Raw genomic sequence first — 19907 nt, 5'->3', positions numbered from 1 at the left:
TACCCGCCACCACTTCCCCGTACCTGCCCGCCGAGAATCAGCGTTCCGGCAGGTCAGCGCACTCTGCCCCGGGGCTTCAGGGGCACCGGCGGCAGCTCCGGCGCGGGCAGTGGATCTCCGTCGTACCCCTGCACCTCACCGAACCGCCGGCCGTGCATCCAGTCCTCGCGCGCCTGGGCGATCTCTTCCTGGGTCCGCCCGATCCAGTTCCAGAACATGATCAGCTCCTCCTCGAACGGCTCACCGCCCAGGAGCATCAGCCCGGCATCGGACTCGGCGCGCAGGGGGAGCGCGGTGCGCCCGCAGCCGAGGTAGAGCATGGACCCGGGGAGCACGGGCACGCCGTCGACATGCGCTTCGCCCGACATCGACAGGACCGCGTACTCGAAGTCGGGATCCAGCGGAAGACTCATCTCCGCACCACGGGCCAGGGCGAGATCGGCTCCCACGATGGGTGTGTACGCGGTGCCGGGCGAGGTGGCACCGTCGAGCGACCCCAGGACGACCGTCGCCCTCAGCCCGGGGGCGGTGACCGCGGGCAGGTCCGTGTGGTGCTGGAAGTGGGGCTCCACATGGCGGTGGGCGTCGGGCAGCGCCACCCACAGCTGGGCCCCGTGGAGGAAGCGGGCATGCTGCCGGGGGCTCTCCTCGGAGTGGCTGATCGCCCGGCCGGAGGTCATCAGCCCCAGCTCGCGCGGGCGGATGGTGGCGAGTCCGCCGGTGCTGTCCCGGTGGAGCACCTCGCCCTCATGGAGCCAGCTCACCGTCTGGAGGCCCATGTGCGGATGCGGCGGGACCTGCATTCCGGGCTCGTCGGCGATGTCATCGGGCCCGTAGTGATCCACGAAGGCCCAGGCACCCACCATCCGGCGGCCCAGATTGGGCAGGAGCCGGCGGACCTCGGTGGACTCGCCGAGCTGGACCCGGCGGGGGCTGAGGAGTTCACGTACGGGCTCCGCCGCGACGAAGCCACGGCCGCCGCAGACGGAGAGTGCGGCCTGACGATCGAGATTGCTCATGGCGCTCAACCTATTCCCGTGGGGGTCACGGTCGGCAGACCCCACACACGTGACATGATAGTGGAATATTCAACTATCCACTCCGGTTGACGCGGAGGCAAGCGACACCGGCGACCCGGCAGGCTCCGAGGAGCCCGGGAAGCCCCCGGAGCCCGAGAAGGAGGGCAAGTGAACGAGACCTACTACGAGTTCGGCACCGCCGCCGAGCGGTGGGACCGTGCACAGCTGTTCTTCGACGCCAAGGAGTACCAGACGGCGGCCCGCATTCTGCGCGGTCTGGTCGCCGAGGCGCCGGAGCAGGTGGCGCAGCGGCTGCTGCTCGCCCGCGCCTACTTCCACTCGGCCCAGCTGGGCAGGGCCGAGACGGAGCTGCGTGCCGTCCTGGAGCTGAACCCGGTGGAGCACTACGCCCGGCTGATGCTCGGCCGGGCGCTGGAGCGCCAGGGGCGGCCGGGGGACGCGGCACCGCATCTGCGGATGGCCGCGGCGATGTCCGGGGAGTGAGCACGGGGCCGGAACGGTCCCGCCGGGGCATACGGCCCGCCCGTCCGGTCCACCGGACGGGCGGGCCGTACCCGTTTCGGCACCGCCGCCGCGGGGGGCTCTCGCGGGCGTTTCGCCTCCGGGGGCGAAGGCGGTGTCACGGCGTCGGGGCGTCGGCGACGGGCTGCGGTCACGTCGGAGCGCCGATGCCCTGGGCGTGGCCGCCCTCCTGGACCGGTCACCGTCGCGCACAGCCCCACGTCGGGGCGCCGCCCCGAACCCCGCGCCTCAAACGCCGGCGAGGCTGAAAACACTCCCCCACCGGCGGCACGCAGGACCAACGCAACACATCACCACCCAGAACCCCACACACCACCGAAGCACCGAAGCACCGACACCCAGAGCATCACCGCCCTCCCGAACCGGCCACCCCACACACAACCCCATGCCGGGACACCGCCCCGAACCCCGCGCCTCAAACGCCGGCGAGGCTGAAAACACTCCCCCACCGGCGGCACGCAGGACCAACGCAACACATCACCACCCAGAACCCCACACACCGAACACCAAACACCAAACACCGGCGAGGCTGGGAAAACGCCACCGCGGGCAGCGCGCACGGGCTCCGGGCTCCGGTCGTCATCAGGGCGCCGACACCCGGAGTGTGGCCGACCGGGTCAAGACGCTGGACGTCTCAATCATGGGCAAACCGATATTTCCTCCCTCGGTCTCACACTGCGAGACTCGATGGAAGCGCCCGCCCTGCCACGAGCCGTCCACCACAGCAGCCAAGCATCCGAGGAGCCCGGTCATGGGACTTCGTTACGACTCCTTCTACATCGGCGGCGCATGGGTCCGGCCCCGTACGGACCGGGTGATCGTGCCGGTGAACGCCAGCACGGAGGAGCCGCTGGGGCAGGTTCCGGAGGGTATCGAGGCCGATATCGACACGGCGGTCGCCGCCGCGCGCCGGGCCTTCGACGAGCCCGGTGGCTGGAGCGACTGGGCCCCGGCGCGGCGCGCCGAGGTGATGGAGCAACTCGCCCTCGCGATCGACAAGCGCGCCGACGACTTCGTGGAGCGGGTCAGCGCCCAGAACGGCATGCCGGTGGCGGTCGCCCGTCAGCTGGAGGTCGGCTATCCGAGCGCGGTCCTGCGCTACTACGCCTCACTCGCCCGCGAAGCCGTCTTCGCGGAGACGCGGGCCGGTTTCTTCGGCGGCTCGATCGAGGTACGGAAGGGGCCCATCGGCGTGGTCGCGGCCATCGTGCCGTGGAACTTCCCGCAGGCCCTGTCCATGTTCAAGCTGGCCCCCGCGATGGCGGCCGGATGCACGCTCGTCATGAAGCCGTCGCCCGAGACCGTGCTCGACGCCTATCTGCTGGCGGAGGCCGCCGAGGAGGCGGGCGTCCCGGCCGGAGTCATCAACATCGTCCCGGCGGACCGTGCGGCGGGAGCGCATCTGGTCGCCCACCCCGGTGTCGACAAGGTGGCGTTCACCGGTTCCACGGCCGCGGGCCGCTCGGTCGCCGAGACCTGCGGACGTCTGCTGCGCCCGGTCACCCTGGAGCTGGGCGGCAAGTCCGCCGCGATCGTCCTGGACGACGCGGAGCTGGACCTGGAGCGGATCGGCGAGGGACTGTTCGGCGCCACACTGCTCAACAACGGCCAGACCTGTTTCCTCGGTACCCGTGTCCTCGCCCCGCGTTCCCGTTACGCGGAGGTCGTCGACGCCTTCACCACCCTGGCCGAATCCCTGCGGGTCGGGGACGCGAGCGATCCGGCGACCCGCATCGGGCCGCTGGCGACCGCCCGTCAGCGTGAGCGCGTCGAGTCGTTCATCGCCCGGGGCGGGCCGACGGCGCCCGGCTGACGACCGGGGGCGGACGGCCCGAGGGCCTGGACCGCGGCTGGTTCGTCCGTCCCACCGTGTTCGCCGACGTCGACAACGGCGCCGCCATCGCCCGCGAGGAGATCTTCGGCCCGGTGCTCTCGCTCATCCCCTACGACGACATCGACGACGCCGTACGCATCGCCAACGACTCCGACTTCGGTCTCGGCGGAACGGTCTGGACCGCGGACCCCGAGCGCGGTGCCGCGGTCGCCCGCCGGATCCGTACGGGCACGATCGGCGTCAACCGTTACATCCCCGACCCCGCGGCGCCGTTCGGAGGCATCAAGTCCAGCGGGCTGGGCCGGGAGCTGGGCCCCGAGGGGCTGGCCGCGTACCAGCAGTCGCAGACCGTCTACCTCTGAGCCGGTCCGCCGGCCCTCCCCACGGGGCCGGCGGGCCCCGGGGCCCTCGTACGGGACGCGGGCCGGGCCCATGCGCGGACCCAGCCGATCCCCCGGGGAACATCGCCCGGCCACGGCCGGAAGGCCCCGGCGCCCCGCAGGAACGCTCCGACGCGGCTGCCTGGAGCCATGCTCGTCGACAAACCGTCGTGCCCACTGGCGGAGCGGCCGCACCGAGCCGCCGCGGACCGCAGCGGAGGCAGGCTGCCCCGGGCGCGCCCCTGCGGGCCTCGGGCGGCCCCAGCCAGGCCGCGGCCCGGGCCACGTCACCCCAGACCCGGGCCGCGCCGCCACCGCCACGCACGGCACGAACCACCCGCCCGCCCGGGGCCCGACCGCTCACAGCGGCGGGTCCGGCCCCGCGCCCCTTCACCCCGTACGGTGATCTCGGATCCCGTACGGGAATCCCTACTGAACGTCGACACCGTGCGCACGGGCCAGGCCGTCGAGCCCCTCCGCCCAGCCCTGTCCGATGGCGCGCATCTTCCACACCGGGCGCCCGTTCTGGATGCGCCGGTACAGCTCCGCGACGACCATGGCGCGTACGTCCGGGTCGCTCGGCGGCTGGAACGCCCAGGCCGCCCCGCTGCCGCACTCCATGCGCAAGGCGGCATGAGTGAGAGCGGAGCAGGTGAGGTCCGACTCGACGTTCATGTTGACCGCCACGGCCACGCGCCGGACCGGCGCGGGCAGGGCGGCCAGATGGACGGTCGCGCTCTCCACGGTGTCCGGGCCCTCCGTGTGTCTGCCCAGCAGCCGGGCGGCGCCCGCCGCCGCGGACGGCTGGTTGTAGAACACGAAGTCCTCGTCGCCGCCGACCCGTCCGTCGCCGTCGGTCAGGAAGAGCGTCAGATCGGCGTCGGCTCCGGCGAAGGCGAAGGTGATCAGGAGCCCCTGCCAAGCCTCCTCCGGCAGGGTCAGGGTCTGCCCGGGAACGAGCGACACGGGCACCTGACGCTGCATCACCATCGTGGCGGCGGTGGGCGAGGCGACGATCTCCTCCCGCCACTGGGCGAACGGCATGATCCAGTACGGATCCGAGGGCGGCTCGGGATCGCGGCGGTCGTGCAGCCCGATGTCCAGACCGGCCAGGGTGGAACCGCCCGGGGCCGCCTCGTCCTCGGCGTGGTCCAGCAGCTCCTGGAGGCCGGGCAGCCCACGGGTGTCCAGGGGCCTGACCGTACTGGAGACGTTCCCGGAGGCGGTCCGCCTGACGGAGCAGAGCACGTCCTCGCCGATGTCCAGGAACCACTGCGCGTCATCGGCCCCGTGCCGGCTCACGCTCTCGACGGCACGGCGCGTCCAGCGGCCGTACGCCACCACGCCGAGCCGGCGGGTCTCGGGCATCCGGGTCAGTACGGCCAGATTGACGGCGGTGATACCCGGAGCGGTCGCGAACCCCTCCTTGAGGGTGGCGATGACATTGGAGCCCATGACGGTCAACCACCGCTCGGTGCGTTCCCGCTTGGTGAGGTCCTTCAGCGTCGGGCGGCCGGCGGGGGTGAGCCCCGGCGCCTGCGTCGGCAGGGAGTCGAGGTCCTGCTGGCGCATCACGACGGACATCACCGAGCCCTCCACCCCGACGGCGCAGCCCGCGGCCGGGTTGTCGGAGAACGCCGCGTTCACCGCCTCGCAGACAGTCTCCTCGTCATTGCCCGTCAGCTCCCGCCACCATTGGCCGGCGTCCGCCGACAACTGCTCGTGCGCGCTGCGCAGACGCGCCTGCTGATCGACCAGATACACGGGGGCGTCCTGCTCAGCCCGTTCCTTGGCCGCCGCCCGCTCGGCACGCGCGAACATCCCGAGCCCCCGCAGATGGAACGCCTCGGCCTCCGCGCGCGCCCACTCCGGCCCCAGCTCCGGCGGCCCGGCCACGAAGGGCGGGCGCGCCGCCGGGAAGGTCTGCAGATGCACGTTCGTCATCCGCTGCCACAACTGCTGCAACTCGACGATCGCCGCGTCCTGCTGTGCCTCCTGCTCCGCCCGCTCGGCGCGCCTGCGCGCCCGGTCCAGTTCCTCCGCCGACGGCGCGACATCGCGGACCGGCGGAGTGCGCCGGGTACTCGTCCCCGTACGCGCGGCTCCCGGCGAACCCACCGGACCCCACGCCCCCTGCGAACCCCCGGGGCCCCAGGACCCCGGAGGGCGAGGTGACGAGGGGCCCCGCAAGGGCCCCGGCCCGGACGAGACCCGGACTCCCCCGCTTCCCACACCCACCCGGGCCACATGCGACCCGACGGACACCCGCACCCCGCGAGTCGACACCCGCACATTCAGCCCAGGCACACCGACACGAAAACCGAACCCCATTGGTGATCCCTCCCCGGCAGGATTCTGTCACTACCGCGGCGCGCGGACCCCGGTGATACGGAAGGAGCCGGGATGCCGGGACGGAAGGACGGAGGGGACGGGATCCCGGAGGTGACCGCGGCGCCGGGAAACACGTTGCCCGGCGCGGGATCGCTCGGCCACCATGGAACGCATGAGTGACCGACCCGCACGATGGACCCGGGCAACCGTCTACCCCGATATGTGGGCCGATCCGGACGACGACCCCCGCAACAGCGACGGCGTCAGTCCGGACGGCGAACTGGCCACCCTTCAGGACTTCCTGACGAACTACCGGTTGACCCTGCGGATGAAGTGCGAGGGCCTCAACCCGGAGCAGATGGCCCGCCGGTCGGTTCCGCCCTCGACGATGTCGCTGCTCGGACTGCTCCGCCACCTCGCAGAGGCGGAGCGGGACTGGCTCAACTGGATCAGCGACGGCGATCCGCTGCCGAAGCTGTACGGAGAGCGTGACGCGGACTTCGACGGGGCTGTCGCCGACCGGTCCGAGGTCGACGCCGCGTTCGCCGCACTGGCCCGCGAGCAGGCCGCGACCGACTCCGCACTGGCCGGACACCCGGATCTGGGCGAGCGTCTGGGTGAGGACGGCTTTTCGGTACGGGAGTTGATGGTGCACAGGATCGAGGAGTACGCACGTCATTGCGGGCACGCCGACCTGCTGCGCGAGTGCGTCGACGGACGGGTCGGCCAGTAGGTCCGGGTGGCTCTCCTCTGGGCAGGCCCGTGGTGCAGTGCCCGTCGATACCTGTCCGTCACCCTGGTCGGAACGTCCGAGCGGGGACCCGGCAGCATTGGATCGAACGTTCCAACCAGGTGACTCGCGGTCATGGCGGCGTCTCACCGCTCGGCCGCTCGTCCGACAGCGACACCCGCCCCGGAGCGACAAGGCAGGCCGGTGCCCCTCTCAGCCGTGGTGCTCGCGGAGTCTCACACGTACGTCGGTGGCGGGGTACGGAACCTCGTCGGGCCAAGCGGCCACGTGCCGCTCGACGAGGTCGCGACGGCGCCCGAAATCGTGATCGATCAAGAGCAGTACGGCCTCAGCCTGAATCCTGATGTCATCGACGCCGACGGCTCGTACGACATGGCCCCACCCCCCAGCATCTCTCTCGCTGCGGTTCCTGGAAACCCTGTCCCGGATGCACTCGATGACGGATCGGCAAGAACCCTCGGCCGGCCCCGCACCACGACAAGAAGGTGTGGCAGTACGCCGTCTGGCGCTGGTGGCGGGGGAGCCTGACCTGTCCCGACCGGCCGCGCCGGCATCCGAACTTCCCCCGGGCGGGCCTGCGGCGGTTCGCCGACGCCCCCGACCCCAAGATGCGCCGACTGGCCCTGGACGACCCCGAGTCGACACCCGCGCTGGTGGAACGGCTCAGCCGTGACCCGGACGGCACCGTCCGCCACGAGGCGGCCGCCGACCTGCGACTGAGCGCCGGCTCCGCCCTGCGCCTGCTGGACGACCCGGAACACCGCGTACGCCAGGCCGCCGCCCACCCCGGGCACCCCGCCGATGTCGTCGCCCTGCTCCTGCTGGACCACCACGTCGCGGCGACCGCCGCCCGGAGCCATCCCCTGCCCGCCGAGGTCGTCCGCCGTATGATCGACCGCGTCACCGGCCGGCCCTCTGCTCCCGGTCCTCACACGGCTCGTGAAAGCCGCGCACCGTAATCGACCGCACCGGCGGCCGCGCTCGCGCGGGCGACTCCGGCTCGGTGGTGTCGACCCCGCACCGACGGTCCGCGGCGGCCCCCGTGTGTGCTCAACCCCGGTACGACTCCAGCAGCCGCCGTAAAGGACACACCATAGCCATATCGACCATCCCGGGGGCAGCCCCCGCACCCGCTACCTCTCCCTCCCCAGGCTCGGTTGTCGCCGTCCGGGATTGCCGGGAACTGCCGATTGCCACCGGGCCTGACCAGCGCCCACGGGCAGCGGTCGCGTCACGACTCCGGCTCCGGCTCCGCTCAGGCCAGGTGACCGGTAGCGGTCCGAGGCTCCTGGGAGTCGAGCTCCCGCGGCGGATCGCTGAGCTGCTCACGCAGATAGTTCCAGGCCACCGCGAGCAGCGCGGCGAGGGGTACCGCGATCAGGCTGCCGACGATCCCGGCCAGGCTGCCGCCCAGAGTCACCGCCAGCAGGACCATCCCCGCATGCAGGCCCAGCCCTCGGCTCTGGATCATGGGCTGGAACACGTTCCCCTCGAGCTGCTGCACCACGGCGATGATCCCCAGCACGATCAGCGCGTCCGCGGGACCGTTCGACACCAACGCGATGAGCACCGCGACCAGGCCGGCGAACAGGGCACCGACGATCGGCACGAACGCCGAGACAAAGGTCAGGACCACCAGCGGGAGCACCAGCGGCACCCCCAGCAACCACAGGCCGATCCCGATGAGGACGGCGTCGAGCAGGCCCACGATCGCCTGGGACCGCACGAACGCGCCAAGGGTGTCCCAGCCGCGCGCGGCCAGCGTCGGCACGTCAGTGGCGAGCCGGCCCGGCAGCTGGCGGGCGAGCCATGGCAGGAACCTCGGACCGTCCTTGAGGAAGAAGAACATGAGGAAGACCGACAGAACAGCGGTGACCACACCGTTCACCACGGTGCTCAACCCGGTGAAGAGGGTGGTGAGCACACTGTCGACACTGTCCTGGACGCGGCTGACCGCGGCGTCGACACCCTCGGTGATCTCGTCGTCGCCAATGTTCAGCGGCGGCCCGGCGGCCCATTCGCGCACCTGGTGGATTCCTTCGACCACGCCGGTGATCAGCTCCCCGGACTGGGACGCCACCGGAACCGCGATCATCGCCACAACACCCGCGGCGGACAGGAGGAAGAGCATCGTCACGGCGGAGGCGGCCAAGGCGGGGGCCCAGCCGTGACGGCGCAGGAAGCGGGCCAGGGGCCAGGTCAGCGTGGTGATCAGGAGAGCGACTATGAGCGGCCATACGACCGACCACATCCGGCCGAGAACCCACACGACCACCGCGACCATGACCAGGACCAGGAGCAGCTCGCCGCAGACCCGCGCCGACGAACGGAGTGCGGCACGGGATCTCGCGGAACTCAGCGTTTCAGACATGGGATCAGCCTATGATCACTTCGGCCACCCCCTGTCACTACTTCGGGAAGAAGCCTACGGAGCACGCGACCTGACACAGCGTCATCACAAGGGTCCGGCGACACCGGGGGCCGGTGAAAGGCAGGCGGTGGCACGTCCCGGACGGCCCCGACCGGCACCGCCTCCCGCACTGGAGGCAGCCGTTGACGGGCCGTGCCTCGAAGCGGCTATGCGAACCGGGCGGTGTCACCCGCTCCCCTGCGCACGATCTCCGGCTCACCGCTGGAGAAGTCGATGACCGTGGTCGGCTCCGTGCCGCAGTCGCCCGAATCGACCACGGCGTCGACGACATGGTCGAGCCGTTCCTTGATCGCCCGGCCCTGGGTCAGCGGCTCCTTCTCGCCGGGCAGCAGGAGGGTGCTGGAGAGCAGGGGCTCACCGAATCCGGCGAGGAGGGCCTGGGCGACAGTGTGATCGGGAATGCGGACCCCGACCGTCCTCTTCTTCGGGTGCAGCAGCTGGCGCGGCACCTCCTTCGTCGCGGGCAGGATGAAGGTGTAGCCACCCGGCGTAGCCGCCTTGATCGCGCGGAACACGTCGTTGTCGATGTTCACGAACCGGCCCAGCTGGACGAAGTCCCCGCACACAAGGGTGACGTGGTGCCGCTCATCGAGATCCCGGATCGACCGGATGCGCCCGATCCCGTCACGACTGCCCCCCAAAGTGATCCTCAACTGGACGGCGTCCATCGACGACCGCAGCCCGATGGTGGAGTACGAGATTCACGTCAACGGCATCCGGCAGGCGACCTCCGGCCGGGCAGGAAGCCCAGGAAGCAGCGGATTGGCTGGTGAACCGCTTCTCCCGACTGGTACCGGGGCTGCCGGTGACCGCCGGCATCGAGTCGGGCAGCGGCCGGTTCCTCGTCACCCTGCGGTGGCCCCACGTTCACCAGCCATGGAAACGGTCCCGTCACCTGATGTTCCGGCGCGCCCGCCGCCGCCACGGTCCCGTGCGCGTGGGCGTGGGCGTGAACAATGGAAGCGGCCCGACAGCACCACCGCACCTCGACCTGAGGTGTGGCGGGGCAGGCGTCGTCGAAGGATTCAGCGCCCGTCAGCGGCACAGTGCCTTGTCCACGACCGCCTCTGCCCGCGCGGTCGTCGCGCCGTCCGGGATGGTGGTGACCGTGACGTTCACCGCACGGCCGTCCGCGGTGACACCGCCGTACGTGCTGAAGCCGGGGATGCCACCGCCGTGGCCCCAGTAGCGGCCGCCGCAGCTCAGCGGGGTGCTCTGGACGCCCAGGCCATAGCGGGCGCCGGTCGGCGCCTCGGTGTCGACAGGGACCGTCTCGCGCATCTCGGCGAGCTGGGCCGGAGCGAGGAGGCGGCCGGAGAAGATCGCACTGTAGAAGCGGTTGAGATCACTGTTGGTGGAGGTCATACCGCCCGCCGCCCAGCCCCAGGAGGGGTCCATCTCGGTGAAGTCACGCCAGGGGCCGTCGGCGGCGAGCTTCTGGTAGCCGTGCGGGTGCTTGCCCCGGATCGACATGTCGCCGGGCGCCGGGAGGTAGGTGTGGCGCAGTCCGACGCGGTCGGTGATCCGCTTCTTGATCTCCTCGCCCAGCGGGCGTCCCGTCACCTTCTGCACGAGCAGTCCGGCGACGACGTAGTTGGTGTTGCTGTACGACCATTTCTGCCCGGGAGCGAAGTCGGCCGGGCGGTCGAGGGCGCGGTCGAGCAGTTCGCGGGGCTCGTAGTAGCGGTGCGGCTCGGTGAGCACCGCCTGCTTGTCCAGGTACTCGGGGAGTCCGCTGGTGTGCTGGAGGAGCTGACGGACCGTGATCTTGCGGCCGTCGATGCCCTCGCCGCGCAGCAGCCCGGGAAGGTAGGTGTCCACCGGCTCGTCCAGGGCGACCTCGCCCTCGCCGACAAGTTGCAGCACGACGGTCGCCGTGAACGCCTTGGTGTTGCTGCCGATCCGGATCGAGCCGTCGCGGGGCACCTCGGCGCCGGTCACCAGGTTGCCGACGCCCGAGGTGTAGTGCCGTACCGTGCCGTCGGCCCGTACGACCCCGGCCAGGGCGCCGGGCGCACCGCCGTCGCGGACCACGGTGTCCAGCTCCCGCTGTACGGGGTCGGCGGCGCGGGCGGTGGTCGCCGCGGCGGCCGCGGGGGTGGTGACCATGCCTGCGGTGAGGGCGGCGAGCGCGGTCAGTGCGGCCGCCCGGAAGGCGGCGCGGGGGGATACGGACATGGTTTGCTCTCTTTCTCGGGTTTATCAGGCCGGACCTTGGCCAGTCGTCGGTCGGACCTTGGCCAGGGGCGTTTCAGCCGGTGGTCGTGAGGGGTTCCGGACGGTGGCCGGCCGTGGTGGATACGGTTGCGGCCGCCCCCTGCTGCCTGCCGTGGCCGTGGCGCCTGCCCGGGCGTACCGGCCACCAGATGCGGCGGCCGAGCAGCGCTGCCGCCGCCGGGACGAGCACAATCGAGAGGACGAACGCGGACAGCAGGATTCCGAGACCCGTCGCGAAGCCGATCTGCTGCGTGGAGGCGTTCGAGCCGACGGCGAGGCTCCCGAAGGACGCGGCAAGGACGACGCCCGCGGTGGCGATGGCCGGTGCCGTGTGGCGTACGGCGCGGGCGACGGCGGCGCGGGCCGTACGCGGGCCCTCCATCTCCTCGCGGATACGGTCGCTGATCAGGATGTTGTAGTCGGTACCGATCGCGACGACGAAGAGGAACAGCACCAGCGGCAGCACGAAGTCGACACCGGGCTTGTCGAGCGCATGCTGGAAGACGAGGGTCGCGGAGCCGAGCGTGGCGGCGAAGCACAGGCCCACGGAGACCAGCAGCACGATCGGAGCGAGCACGCTGCGCAGCAGCACCAGGAGAATCAGCGCGATCAGGCCGACCGCCACGGGGAAGACGGTCCTGAGGTCCTTGCCGACGGCGCTGGAGATGTCCGCGAAGATCGCCGCCGTGCCGCCGACATGGGCCTCCAGGCCCTTCGGAGTATGGGCGGAGACGGTGTCGCGCACCGGCCCCGAGACCAGGTCGCGAGCCGCTTGCGTCCGGGAGTCGGCCGTCAGGTAGACGTCGATGAGGGCGGCGTCGCGCTGCTCGTTGAGGACGGGGGCGCCCACCTTGCCGACGCCTTCGACGCCGGCCAGTTCCCGGGAGAGTCCGCCCAGGGACTCGGTGACGACACGGCCGCCCTCGGGAGCCGTGACGTAGACAGTGGCCGGGTCGGACACACCGGCCGGGAGGACACGGGCGATCTCGGCGGCGGTGGCGGCGGCCCGGGTGTCGTGGTGGGTGCCGCCCTGGCCGAAGTCCATGCGGATGCCGGTCATGCCCATCGCGAGCGCACCGAGCAGGACGACGGAGGCGAGGATCGACGTGAGCGGCCGGCGGGCCACGAAGTCGCCGGTCCGCCCGGCGAGCCCGGGGCGCGGGGTGCGCTTCAGCGCGCCGGAGGGCCAGAACATCCGGCGGCCGGTGACCGCGAGCAGGGCCGGCATCAGCGTGAGGCCGGCCAGGAGCATCACGAGTACGGACACGGCCACGGCGGGACCGAGCACCCGGAACCCTCCGTAGGTCGCGATACCCAGAGTGGCGAAGGCGGCCACGATGGTGAGGGCGGCGGAGGTGACGGCGGTGCCGACGCGGGAGCCGACCTCGGCGGCGACGGCGCGCGGGGACGCGTCGGGGTGTTCCCGCAGCAGCTCGCGGAAGCGGAAGAGCAGGAACAGAAAGTAGTCGACACCGATGCCGATGAGGACGACGCCGATCATGCCGGGCGTCGAGGTGTCCAGCTTGATCCCGGTGAGCAGGGCGCCGCCGACGATCACGCCGGTCGCCGCACCACCCACGATCATGACCGCGAGCAGCGGGATGAACGCGGCGCACAGGCTGCGGAACACCAGCACGTTCACCAGCACGATCAGGCCCAGCATCAGCAGGCCGACGACGTGCTGGGTGGACTCCTCGGCGTCGCGGGTGTCGACCTGGTCGGCGAGGCCGCCGGTGAAACCGGTCCGCAGGTCCACTTGGGCGAAGGCGTCCTCGGTCTGCTCGCGGAAGGCCCGGAACAGGTTGTGCATACCGGTGTCGGCGGTGTTGCCCTCCAGACGTACCGACAGCAGGAGGAAGGTGCGGTCCGGGGCCGTCATACCCACGCTGACCTCGGGCGTCTGCGAATAGTCCGTGGCCAGGAACGGGATCTGGTCGTCACTCTTCGTCACGGTGTCCCCCGGGTCCGGCATGGTCACGCGGCGGCCGCCGAGCTCCTTCGCGACGGATGCCGCGTGCTTCCGGTCGGGTCCCGTCAGCGGTTCGCCGTCGGGCCTGCCGACCAGGACGGTGACCGTGCCGGCGTCGGATGTCACACCGAACCTCTCCTCTGCGACCCGGAGGGCGGCGGCCGAGTCGTAGTTCTTCGGCAGGAAGTCGCCGCTGGACGCCTGCGTCGCGCGGGGCATCAGAGCTCCGGCGATCACGGCGAGGAAGATGCCGATCACCGACCACAGGGCGACGACCTTCCAGGGATGGCGGGAGGAGAACCCGGTCAGGGCGCGGATCACGGCTTGCCTCCGGCAGGGGGAGAAGGGGGGCGGGATCGCCGGGGATTTCCGGACTGCCTTCAGCACATCAGCCGGAACGCGCCGGCTCGTCCGATCCTGGAACGAGATGCGGATTGGGAGCGCGGTACCGCGAGGCCCTCGTCCAGGAGCCTGCTCCCAGGCCGGGATCCCCCTCGGGCTCCATGACCCGGGCCGGGGCTCGGGGAGAATGGATGCCGAGATGGCCGAGGAAGGAACACGATGCCCACCCCCCACACCGCGCCCGCCGCACGGCGCGACCGACAGCCCCTCGGCGACGCACTGCCCTGGACCCGCAACGACGCCCTCGTAGCGATCGGCGCGGCGGCCCTCGACCTGATCGGCTTCACCCTCACCAGTCAGAGCGTCCAGGGCTACGTCCCCGTGACCGGTTGTCTGCTGATAACGATGTCCGCGCTGGCGCTCCTCGCCCGGCGGCGGGCCCCGCTGCTCACCTTCGCGGCCGTCCTGGCCATCGGGCTCGCCGTCCATCTGAGCTGGCCGGTGGGTCAGGGCTTCAACGCCGCCATGATCGTCGCCCTCTACTCCCTCGTACGCGCCCGGAACCCCGCCGTCTACGTACCGGCGGCCCTGGTGAGCGTGGCGTTGCCACTGGTCGGGCGGGAGCCCTGGTCCCAGAGTTCTCTCCTGAGGCTGGCGGGGAACTGTGCGGCCGTGGTGTTCGTCGTCGCCGCCGGACTCGCGATGAACCGCCGGCACCAGGAGGTCGAGGCACACCGCAGGCTGCTCGCCGAGCGGGCCCTGGCCGACGAACGCCGCCGTATCGCCCGCGAGATGCACGACATCGTCGCCCACCACGTCACGACGATGGTGCTGATGGGAGGCGGCGCCCGCGCCAACCTCGACCGGAACCCGGAGGCCGCGCGGGACGCCCTCGTCACCCTGGAGGGCCTGGGGCGCACGGCGCTGCACGAGATGCGGCAGCTCCTCGACGTACTGCGGGCCGACGACGAGGCGCGGGAGGAGACGACCGCGCCGCAGCCCGGCATCGCCGACCTGGAGCGGCTCGTCGCCGAGGCCAGCGCGGCGGGCCTGCCCACGGAGTTCGAGGTACGGGGAGAACCCCGGCCTCTGCCGGCCGGCATGCAGCTGTCTGTGTTCCGTGTCGTGCAGGAAGCACTGACCAACACCCGCAAGTACGCGGGAAACGGCGCCCACGCGCGCGTATGCCTCACGTACGGGGACCAAGGGACGACGGTGGACGTACTGGACGACGGAGAAGGAGCGGCCGGCGGTCTCGGGCCCGCGCCCGGCTCCGGCTACGGCCTGATCGGCATGCGCGAACGCGTCGCACTGCACGGCGGGTCCCTGGAGACGGGCCGGCGCGACGGACAGGGCTACCGGGTCACGGCCCGGCTGCCGCTGCCTAGGGAACAGGGAGCACTGCGGTGAGCGGGATGACAGACGGTACGAGCGGGGCAGACACGCCAGGTACCCCGGAGCCCGCCACCATCCGCGTGCTGATCGCCGACGATCAACTCCTCGTCCGGCACGGCCTCGTGCTCATGCTCGGACCCGAACCCACCGTCGAGGTCGTCGGCGAGGCCGCCGACGGCGCCCAGGCCGTGGACCTCGCTCGGCGGCTGCGGCCCGATGTCGTCGTCATGGACATCCGCATGCCGGTCCTGGACGGCATCGCCGCGACGGAACGGCTCACCCGGGAGGTGCCGGACTGCCGGGTGCTGGCGCTGAGCACCTTCGACATGGACGAGCACGTGGTCGCCGCTCTGCGCGCGGGCGCCTGCGGCTTCCTGCCCAAGGACATCTCGCCCGAAGAACTCGTCACGGCACTGCACGTGGTCCGCAGCGGCGAGGCGGTGGTGGCCCCACGCCTGCTGACCCGCCTCATCTCCTCGCACGTGACGGCCCCGCGACGCCCCGCGACGCCCGCCGCCGGGACCGGGCCTGCGGGCGTCCTGGACGAGCTGACGCCGCGCGAGCGGGAGGTGTGGCGGCTGATCGCCACCGGCCTGGACAACACCGGGATCGCCGCGGAGATGTTCATCAGCCCCTCGACGGTGAAGAACCACATCACCGCGCTCTTCGCGAAGCTCCAGGTCCGCGACCGGGCGCAGGCGGTGATCGCCGCATACGAGGCGGGCCTGGTCAGGGCGGGCGAGCGCGAGTGACGAGGATGGTTCCCGGCGGGGGCGGTGCGCTCAGCCGACGCTGGGCAGGTGGCGCGGCACCTTACGGACCTGCGTCGCCTGCTCGAAGGCGTACGCGTAGCCGAGGAGCCTGGCGTCGCTCGCCTTCGTGCCGAGGAAGGTGACACCGAGCGGGAGTCCCCTGGCGGTGTACCCGGCGGGGACGCTGATCTGGGGATAGCCCGCGGCGACTGAGCTGTTGGTCGTGCTGACGAACGGATTCGTGTCCCCCTCCTTGGCCTGGTGGCCGGCCCCCGGCGCGGGCAGGGCGGTGGGGGTGACGATCGCGTCGAGCTTCTTCGCCTCCAGCACGTCGTCGATCGAGCGGCGGGCGAGGTCGGTGGCGGCGGCACGGTGCGCTCGGTACGCCGGGTCCTTCAGGTCGACGCCGTTCTTCTGCGCCTCCGTGAAGTACATCTGCCCGAACCAGTCCATCCGCTCCAGGTCGCGGTGCTTCTCGTTGTACGCGATGAGACCGGCCAGATGCTTCGGGTGGGAGCCGGGCGTCGCGGCGAGGTAGGCGTTGATGTCGTGCTTGAACTCGGAGAGCAGCGCCGGCAGGAGATGGCCGAGCAGTTCCTTCGGTTCGGTCACGTCGGCGCCCTCCACGACGGTCGCGCCCAGCGCCTTCAGCTTGCGCACGGTCGCCTCGAAGACCCGGTCGACGTCACGGTCCACGCCGATGTGGCCCGCGCGCCAGACCCCGATGCGCTTGCCGCGCAGCGCACCCCGGTCCAGGATCTCGCCGACGTCGGCGGGCAGGGCTCCGGCGGCGGCAGCGGTGTCCGGGTCGGCTGGGTCGGTGCCGCTGATCGCGGCCAGGGTGAGCGCGGCGTCGGTGACGTTGCGGGCCAGCGGCCCCGGGGTGTCGTGGCGGGAGGAGATCGGCACGATGCCGGTACGGCTCGCCACGCCCAGCGTGGGCCGCACGCCGACGGTGGACGTCAGGCCCGCCGGGTCGACGATGGAACCGCCGGTGTCGGTGCCGAGCGTCACCGTGGCCAGGTTCGCGGCGGCGGCGGCGGCCGAACCGCTGGAGGACCCGCCGGCGCTGCGGTCCAGGACGTACGGGTTCCGGGTCAGCCCGCCGACCGCGCTCCAGCCCGCGACGGCACTCGGGTCACGGAAGTTGGCCCACTCCGTCATGTTCGCCTTGCCGAGGATCACGGCTCCGGCCGCGCGCAGCCGCTTCACCACCTCGGCATCCTGGTTCGGCCGCGCGCCGAGGAGCGCGGCCGAACCAGCCGTGGTCGGCTGGCGGTCGGCGGTGTTCATGTTCTCCTTCAGCAGCACCGGGATCCCCTCCAACGGCCCCCGCGCCCCGTGCGTACGGCGCGTCCGGTCGCTGTCCCGTGCGATGTCCTTGGCGTCGGGGTTGACCGTGACCACGGCCTTGAGCCTGGGGTTCAGCGCGCGGATCCGCTTCAGGTACAGGTCGGTGAGCTGCTCGGAGGTGAGCCGCTCGCGGTCCATCGCCCGCTGGATGTCGAGAATGGTCATCCGCTCCAGGTGCGCCCCCCGCACCATGGTGGGCCGGGGTTCGGCTCGGGTGGTCTGCGTGGCCTGAGCTGCCAGGGGGGCGGTCAAACCGATGACCGCAGCGGCCACCAGGGCGCAGTGCAGCGTGGTCCGGATGGTCGGTCGCACAGTGGCTCCTTACTCCCGGACGCGCGACTTCCCTGCCGTTGTGGCTGGTCAGCGGCGCGCCATTCGGCTTCATGGAGCAGAAACAGTAGGTTCGGCGGGATCGTCGCCGACAGTGATCAGGCTCCTGATTCACCGGATTCGTTCTGGGACTCCCGGGGGAGGCGCCACTAGGACCCCGGCCGTGGACGACCCCACCCGGGAGGGGGACGCCATGATGACCCGCATGCCCGGGGCGCCGGCCGGCAGCAAGCGGGGCGGCATCCCGGGAAGATCATTCTGCGCCCCTGAGACCTGCGGAACGCTGAGGGTGCGCGAAGGGCCGATGTCACGAGTGCTCAGGGTCGCGCGCCTCGTCGAATCGGCCCTGTCCCACCAGGGGATCCCGGGGCCGCCGCATCCTGGGTGGCGAACTCTGCTGCTACTCCTGCCTGTACGTCTCCAGCAGCCGCAGCCACACCTCGCTGATCGTCGGGTACGAGGGGACCGCGTGCCACAGCCGCTCGATGGGGACCTCGCCGACGACCGCGACGGTCGCGGAGTGGAGGAGTTCGCCGACGCCCGGGCCGACGAAGGTGACACCGAGCAGAATCTCGCGGTCCAGGTCGACGATCATCCGGGCCCGCCCGCGGTAGCCGACGCCGTACAGGCTCGCGCCGGCGACCGTCGCGATGTCGTGGTCGACGGCGCGGACCCGGTGTCCCGCCGCCTCCGCCTCCGCGAGGGAGAGGCCGACAGCGGCGGCCTCGGGGTCGGTGAACACGACCTGGGGCACGGCGGCGCGGTCGGCGGTAGCCGAGTGGGCGCCCCAGCGGTCGGTCTCCAGCAGGGGGACGCCCTGGGCCCTGGCCGCGATGGCGGCTCCGGCGATACGGGCCTGGTACTTGCCCTGGTGGGTGAGGAGCGCGCGGTGGTTGACATCGCCCACGGCGTACAGCCACTCGCTGCCCTCCACCCGGCAGCTGTCGTCGACCGGCAGCCAGGAGCCCGGCTCCAGGCCGATGGTCTCCAGGCCGAGGTCGTCCGTGCGCGGGGCGCGGCCGGTGGCGAACAGGACCTCGTCCGCCTCGATCCGCTCGCCACCGCCGAGGACGAGGGTGACGGGACCGGTGCCCCCTTCCCGCTCCACGGAGGTCACGGAGGTGTCCCAGCGGATCGTGGCACCGGCTTCGGTCAGGGCGTCCGCGACCTGCTCCCCGACGAAGGGCTCCATACGGGGCAGCAGCCCCCCGCTGCGTACGAGGAGGGTGACGCGGGACCCGAGCGCCTGCCAGGCGGTCGCCATCTCCACGCCCACGACTCCCCCGCCGATGACCACGAGCCGTCCGGGGACCGCCTGGGCGCTGGTGGCCTCGCGGCTGGTCCACGCCCCGGCGCCGTCCAGGCCGGGCAGATCGGGCAGGACCGCGCGGCTGCCGGTGCAGACGGCCACGGCGTGGCGTGCGGTCAGGATGTGGCGCTCGCCCCCTGGGCCGTCGACGACGACCCTCCGGGGCCCGTCGAGCCGGCCGACGCCCCGGTAGAGGCGCGCGCCGGTCGAGTCCAGCCAGGCGACCTGGCCGTCGTCCTTCCAGTGCGAGGTGTTGTCGTCACGGTGGGCGAGCACGGCACCGGCGTCGAGCGGGCCCTGCACGGCCTGGCGCAGACCCGGTACCCGCCGGGCCTCCGCGCGGGCGATCGCCGGGCGCAGCAGCGCCTTGCTCGGCATGCACGCCCAGTACGAGCACTCGCCGCCGACCAGTTCGCCCTCCACGACGGCGGTGCTCAGGCCCGCGGCTCTGAGCCGGTCCGCCACGTTCTCCCCGGTGGGACCCGCGCCCAGCACCACGGCGTCGTACTCGACAGCTTCCGGCCTTGCACCGTCCATGGCGTCCTCTCAGATCCGGTCAGGTCCAGTCAGGTCCAGCGCGCACAAGAAGTCCAGTCTAGGAGCACGCTCGGGGACCCCTCATCTCCAGCGGGGAGTTCGGGCGGTCCGCACAGGCGGAAGGGTCGGGCCGGAGCAGCCGCTGAAGGAGCGGGGCCGGGCGCCGAGGGAGTGGGAGCAGCCCCGCCGGGGGACCGGGACGTACCGACTCCGCGGGCCGGGGTGATCGGCGTGCCGGGACGTGTCCATTGCACAGGCGGGCCCAAGGGGTGCGTTCGGCCGATCGGGCGCGTGCCGCGTCCCGGCGGGGCGACGTCCCGTCGCGGTCTGTACGTCGCCTGCCCGGAGTAGGCCCCCTCCCGCCGGGAGGGGATTCCGCTTCACACCGTCCGGGCTGAGGTCCCGGGACCCCGC

The 19907-nt window shown here is 71.9% G+C and carries 12 protein-coding genes and 2 pseudogenes; 6 read left to right on the top strand and 8 right to left on the bottom strand.

All coding sequences use genetic code 11. From position 1 onward, the window contains the following. Positions 1 to 53: 53 nt before the first annotated feature. Positions 54 to 1019 (bottom strand): pirin family protein, encoded by a 966-nt coding sequence (locus tag ACIBCM_RS05310; RefSeq protein WP_399240414.1) that lies wholly within the window; start codon positions 1017 to 1019, stop codon positions 54 to 56. Positions 1020 to 1187: 168 nt separating this feature from the next. Between ACIBCM_RS05310 and ACIBCM_RS05305 the strand changes: the two genes are divergently transcribed. Next, a complete protein-coding gene (locus tag ACIBCM_RS05305) occupies positions 1188 to 1523 on the top strand; it encodes a tetratricopeptide repeat protein (protein WP_399240412.1) in 336 nt (111 codons plus the stop codon). Positions 1524 to 2313: 790 nt separating this feature from the next. Then, a pseudogene (locus ACIBCM_RS05300) lies at positions 2314 to 3758 on the top strand (aldehyde dehydrogenase). A 447-nt stretch (positions 3759 to 4205) separates the two neighbouring features. Here the strand turns inward: ACIBCM_RS05300 and ACIBCM_RS05295 are convergent. After that, the gene (locus ACIBCM_RS05295) at positions 4206 to 5894 is read right to left on the bottom strand and encodes a TerD family protein (protein WP_399240410.1); all 1689 of its coding nucleotides are present in this window, start codon (positions 5892 to 5894) and stop codon (positions 4206 to 4208) included. 385 nt (positions 5895 to 6279) lie between these two features. Here ACIBCM_RS05295 and ACIBCM_RS05290 point away from each other — a divergent pair, with 385 nt between their 5' ends. Together ACIBCM_RS05290 and ACIBCM_RS05285 are read left to right on the top strand one after the other, a co-directional pair. Next, a complete protein-coding gene (locus ACIBCM_RS05290; RefSeq protein WP_399240408.1) occupies positions 6280 to 6840 on the top strand; it encodes a DinB family protein in 561 nt (186 codons plus the stop codon). A 503-nt stretch (positions 6841 to 7343) separates the two neighbouring features. Next, on the top strand, positions 7344 to 7817 hold the full coding sequence (locus ACIBCM_RS05285; protein WP_399240406.1) for a HEAT repeat domain-containing protein: 474 nt from the start codon (positions 7344 to 7346) through the stop codon (positions 7815 to 7817). Positions 7818 to 8113: 296 nt separating this feature from the next. Here the strand turns inward: ACIBCM_RS05285 and ACIBCM_RS05280 are convergent, their stop codons facing one another. The 4 genes and pseudogenes from ACIBCM_RS05280 to ACIBCM_RS05265 all read right to left on the bottom strand — a co-directional run bounded on the left by ACIBCM_RS05280 (position 8114) and on the right by ACIBCM_RS05265 (position 13796). Further along, positions 8114 to 9229 carry an AI-2E family transporter gene (locus ACIBCM_RS05280; RefSeq protein ID WP_399240404.1) on the bottom strand — a complete coding sequence of 372 codons (1116 nt, stop codon included), beginning with the start codon at positions 9227 to 9229 and terminating at the stop codon, positions 8114 to 8116. Between the two features lie 206 nt (positions 9230 to 9435). Continuing rightward, positions 9436 to 9924 (bottom strand): annotated as a pseudogene (locus tag ACIBCM_RS05275) (L-threonylcarbamoyladenylate synthase); the annotation flags it as partial. Positions 9925 to 10324: 400 nt separating this feature from the next. Then, positions 10325 to 11467 carry a serine hydrolase domain-containing protein gene (locus ACIBCM_RS05270; protein ID WP_399240402.1) on the bottom strand — a complete coding sequence of 381 codons (1143 nt, stop codon included), beginning with the start codon at positions 11465 to 11467 and terminating at the stop codon, positions 10325 to 10327. A 73-nt stretch (positions 11468 to 11540) separates the two neighbouring features. Next, the gene (locus ACIBCM_RS05265; RefSeq protein WP_399240400.1) at positions 11541 to 13796 is read right to left on the bottom strand and encodes an MMPL family transporter; all 2256 of its coding nucleotides are present in this window, start codon (positions 13794 to 13796) and stop codon (positions 11541 to 11543) included. A gap of 240 nt (positions 13797 to 14036) precedes the next feature. Between ACIBCM_RS05265 and ACIBCM_RS05260 the strand changes: the two genes are divergently transcribed. Together ACIBCM_RS05260 and ACIBCM_RS05255 are read left to right on the top strand one after the other, a co-directional pair. Next, positions 14037 to 15227 carry a sensor histidine kinase gene (locus tag ACIBCM_RS05260; protein WP_399240398.1) on the top strand — a complete coding sequence of 397 codons (1191 nt, stop codon included), beginning with the start codon at positions 14037 to 14039 and terminating at the stop codon, positions 15225 to 15227. Positions 15228 to 15232: 5 nt separating this feature from the next. Further along, positions 15233 to 15964 (top strand): response regulator, encoded by a 732-nt coding sequence (locus ACIBCM_RS05255; protein WP_399240795.1) that lies wholly within the window; start codon positions 15233 to 15235, stop codon positions 15962 to 15964. 30 nt (positions 15965 to 15994) lie between these two features. On the opposite strand, the gene ACIBCM_RS05250 is transcribed toward ACIBCM_RS05255, so the two are convergent. Together ACIBCM_RS05250 and ACIBCM_RS05245 are read right to left on the bottom strand one after the other, a co-directional pair. Next, positions 15995 to 17629 (bottom strand): amidase family protein, encoded by a 1635-nt coding sequence (locus ACIBCM_RS05250; RefSeq protein WP_399240396.1) that lies wholly within the window; start codon positions 17627 to 17629, stop codon positions 15995 to 15997. Between the two features lie 418 nt (positions 17630 to 18047). Then, positions 18048 to 19493 carry a dihydrolipoyl dehydrogenase family protein gene (locus tag ACIBCM_RS05245; RefSeq protein WP_399240394.1) on the bottom strand — a complete coding sequence of 482 codons (1446 nt, stop codon included), beginning with the start codon at positions 19491 to 19493 and terminating at the stop codon, positions 18048 to 18050. Positions 19494 to 19907 lie beyond the last annotated feature (414 nt).

This window comes from Streptomyces sp. NPDC051018, from assembly GCF_044456085.1.
Classification (GTDB): Bacteria; Actinomycetota; Actinomycetes; order Streptomycetales; family Streptomycetaceae; genus Streptomyces.
This window is presented reverse-complemented; position numbering and strand designations above follow the sequence as displayed.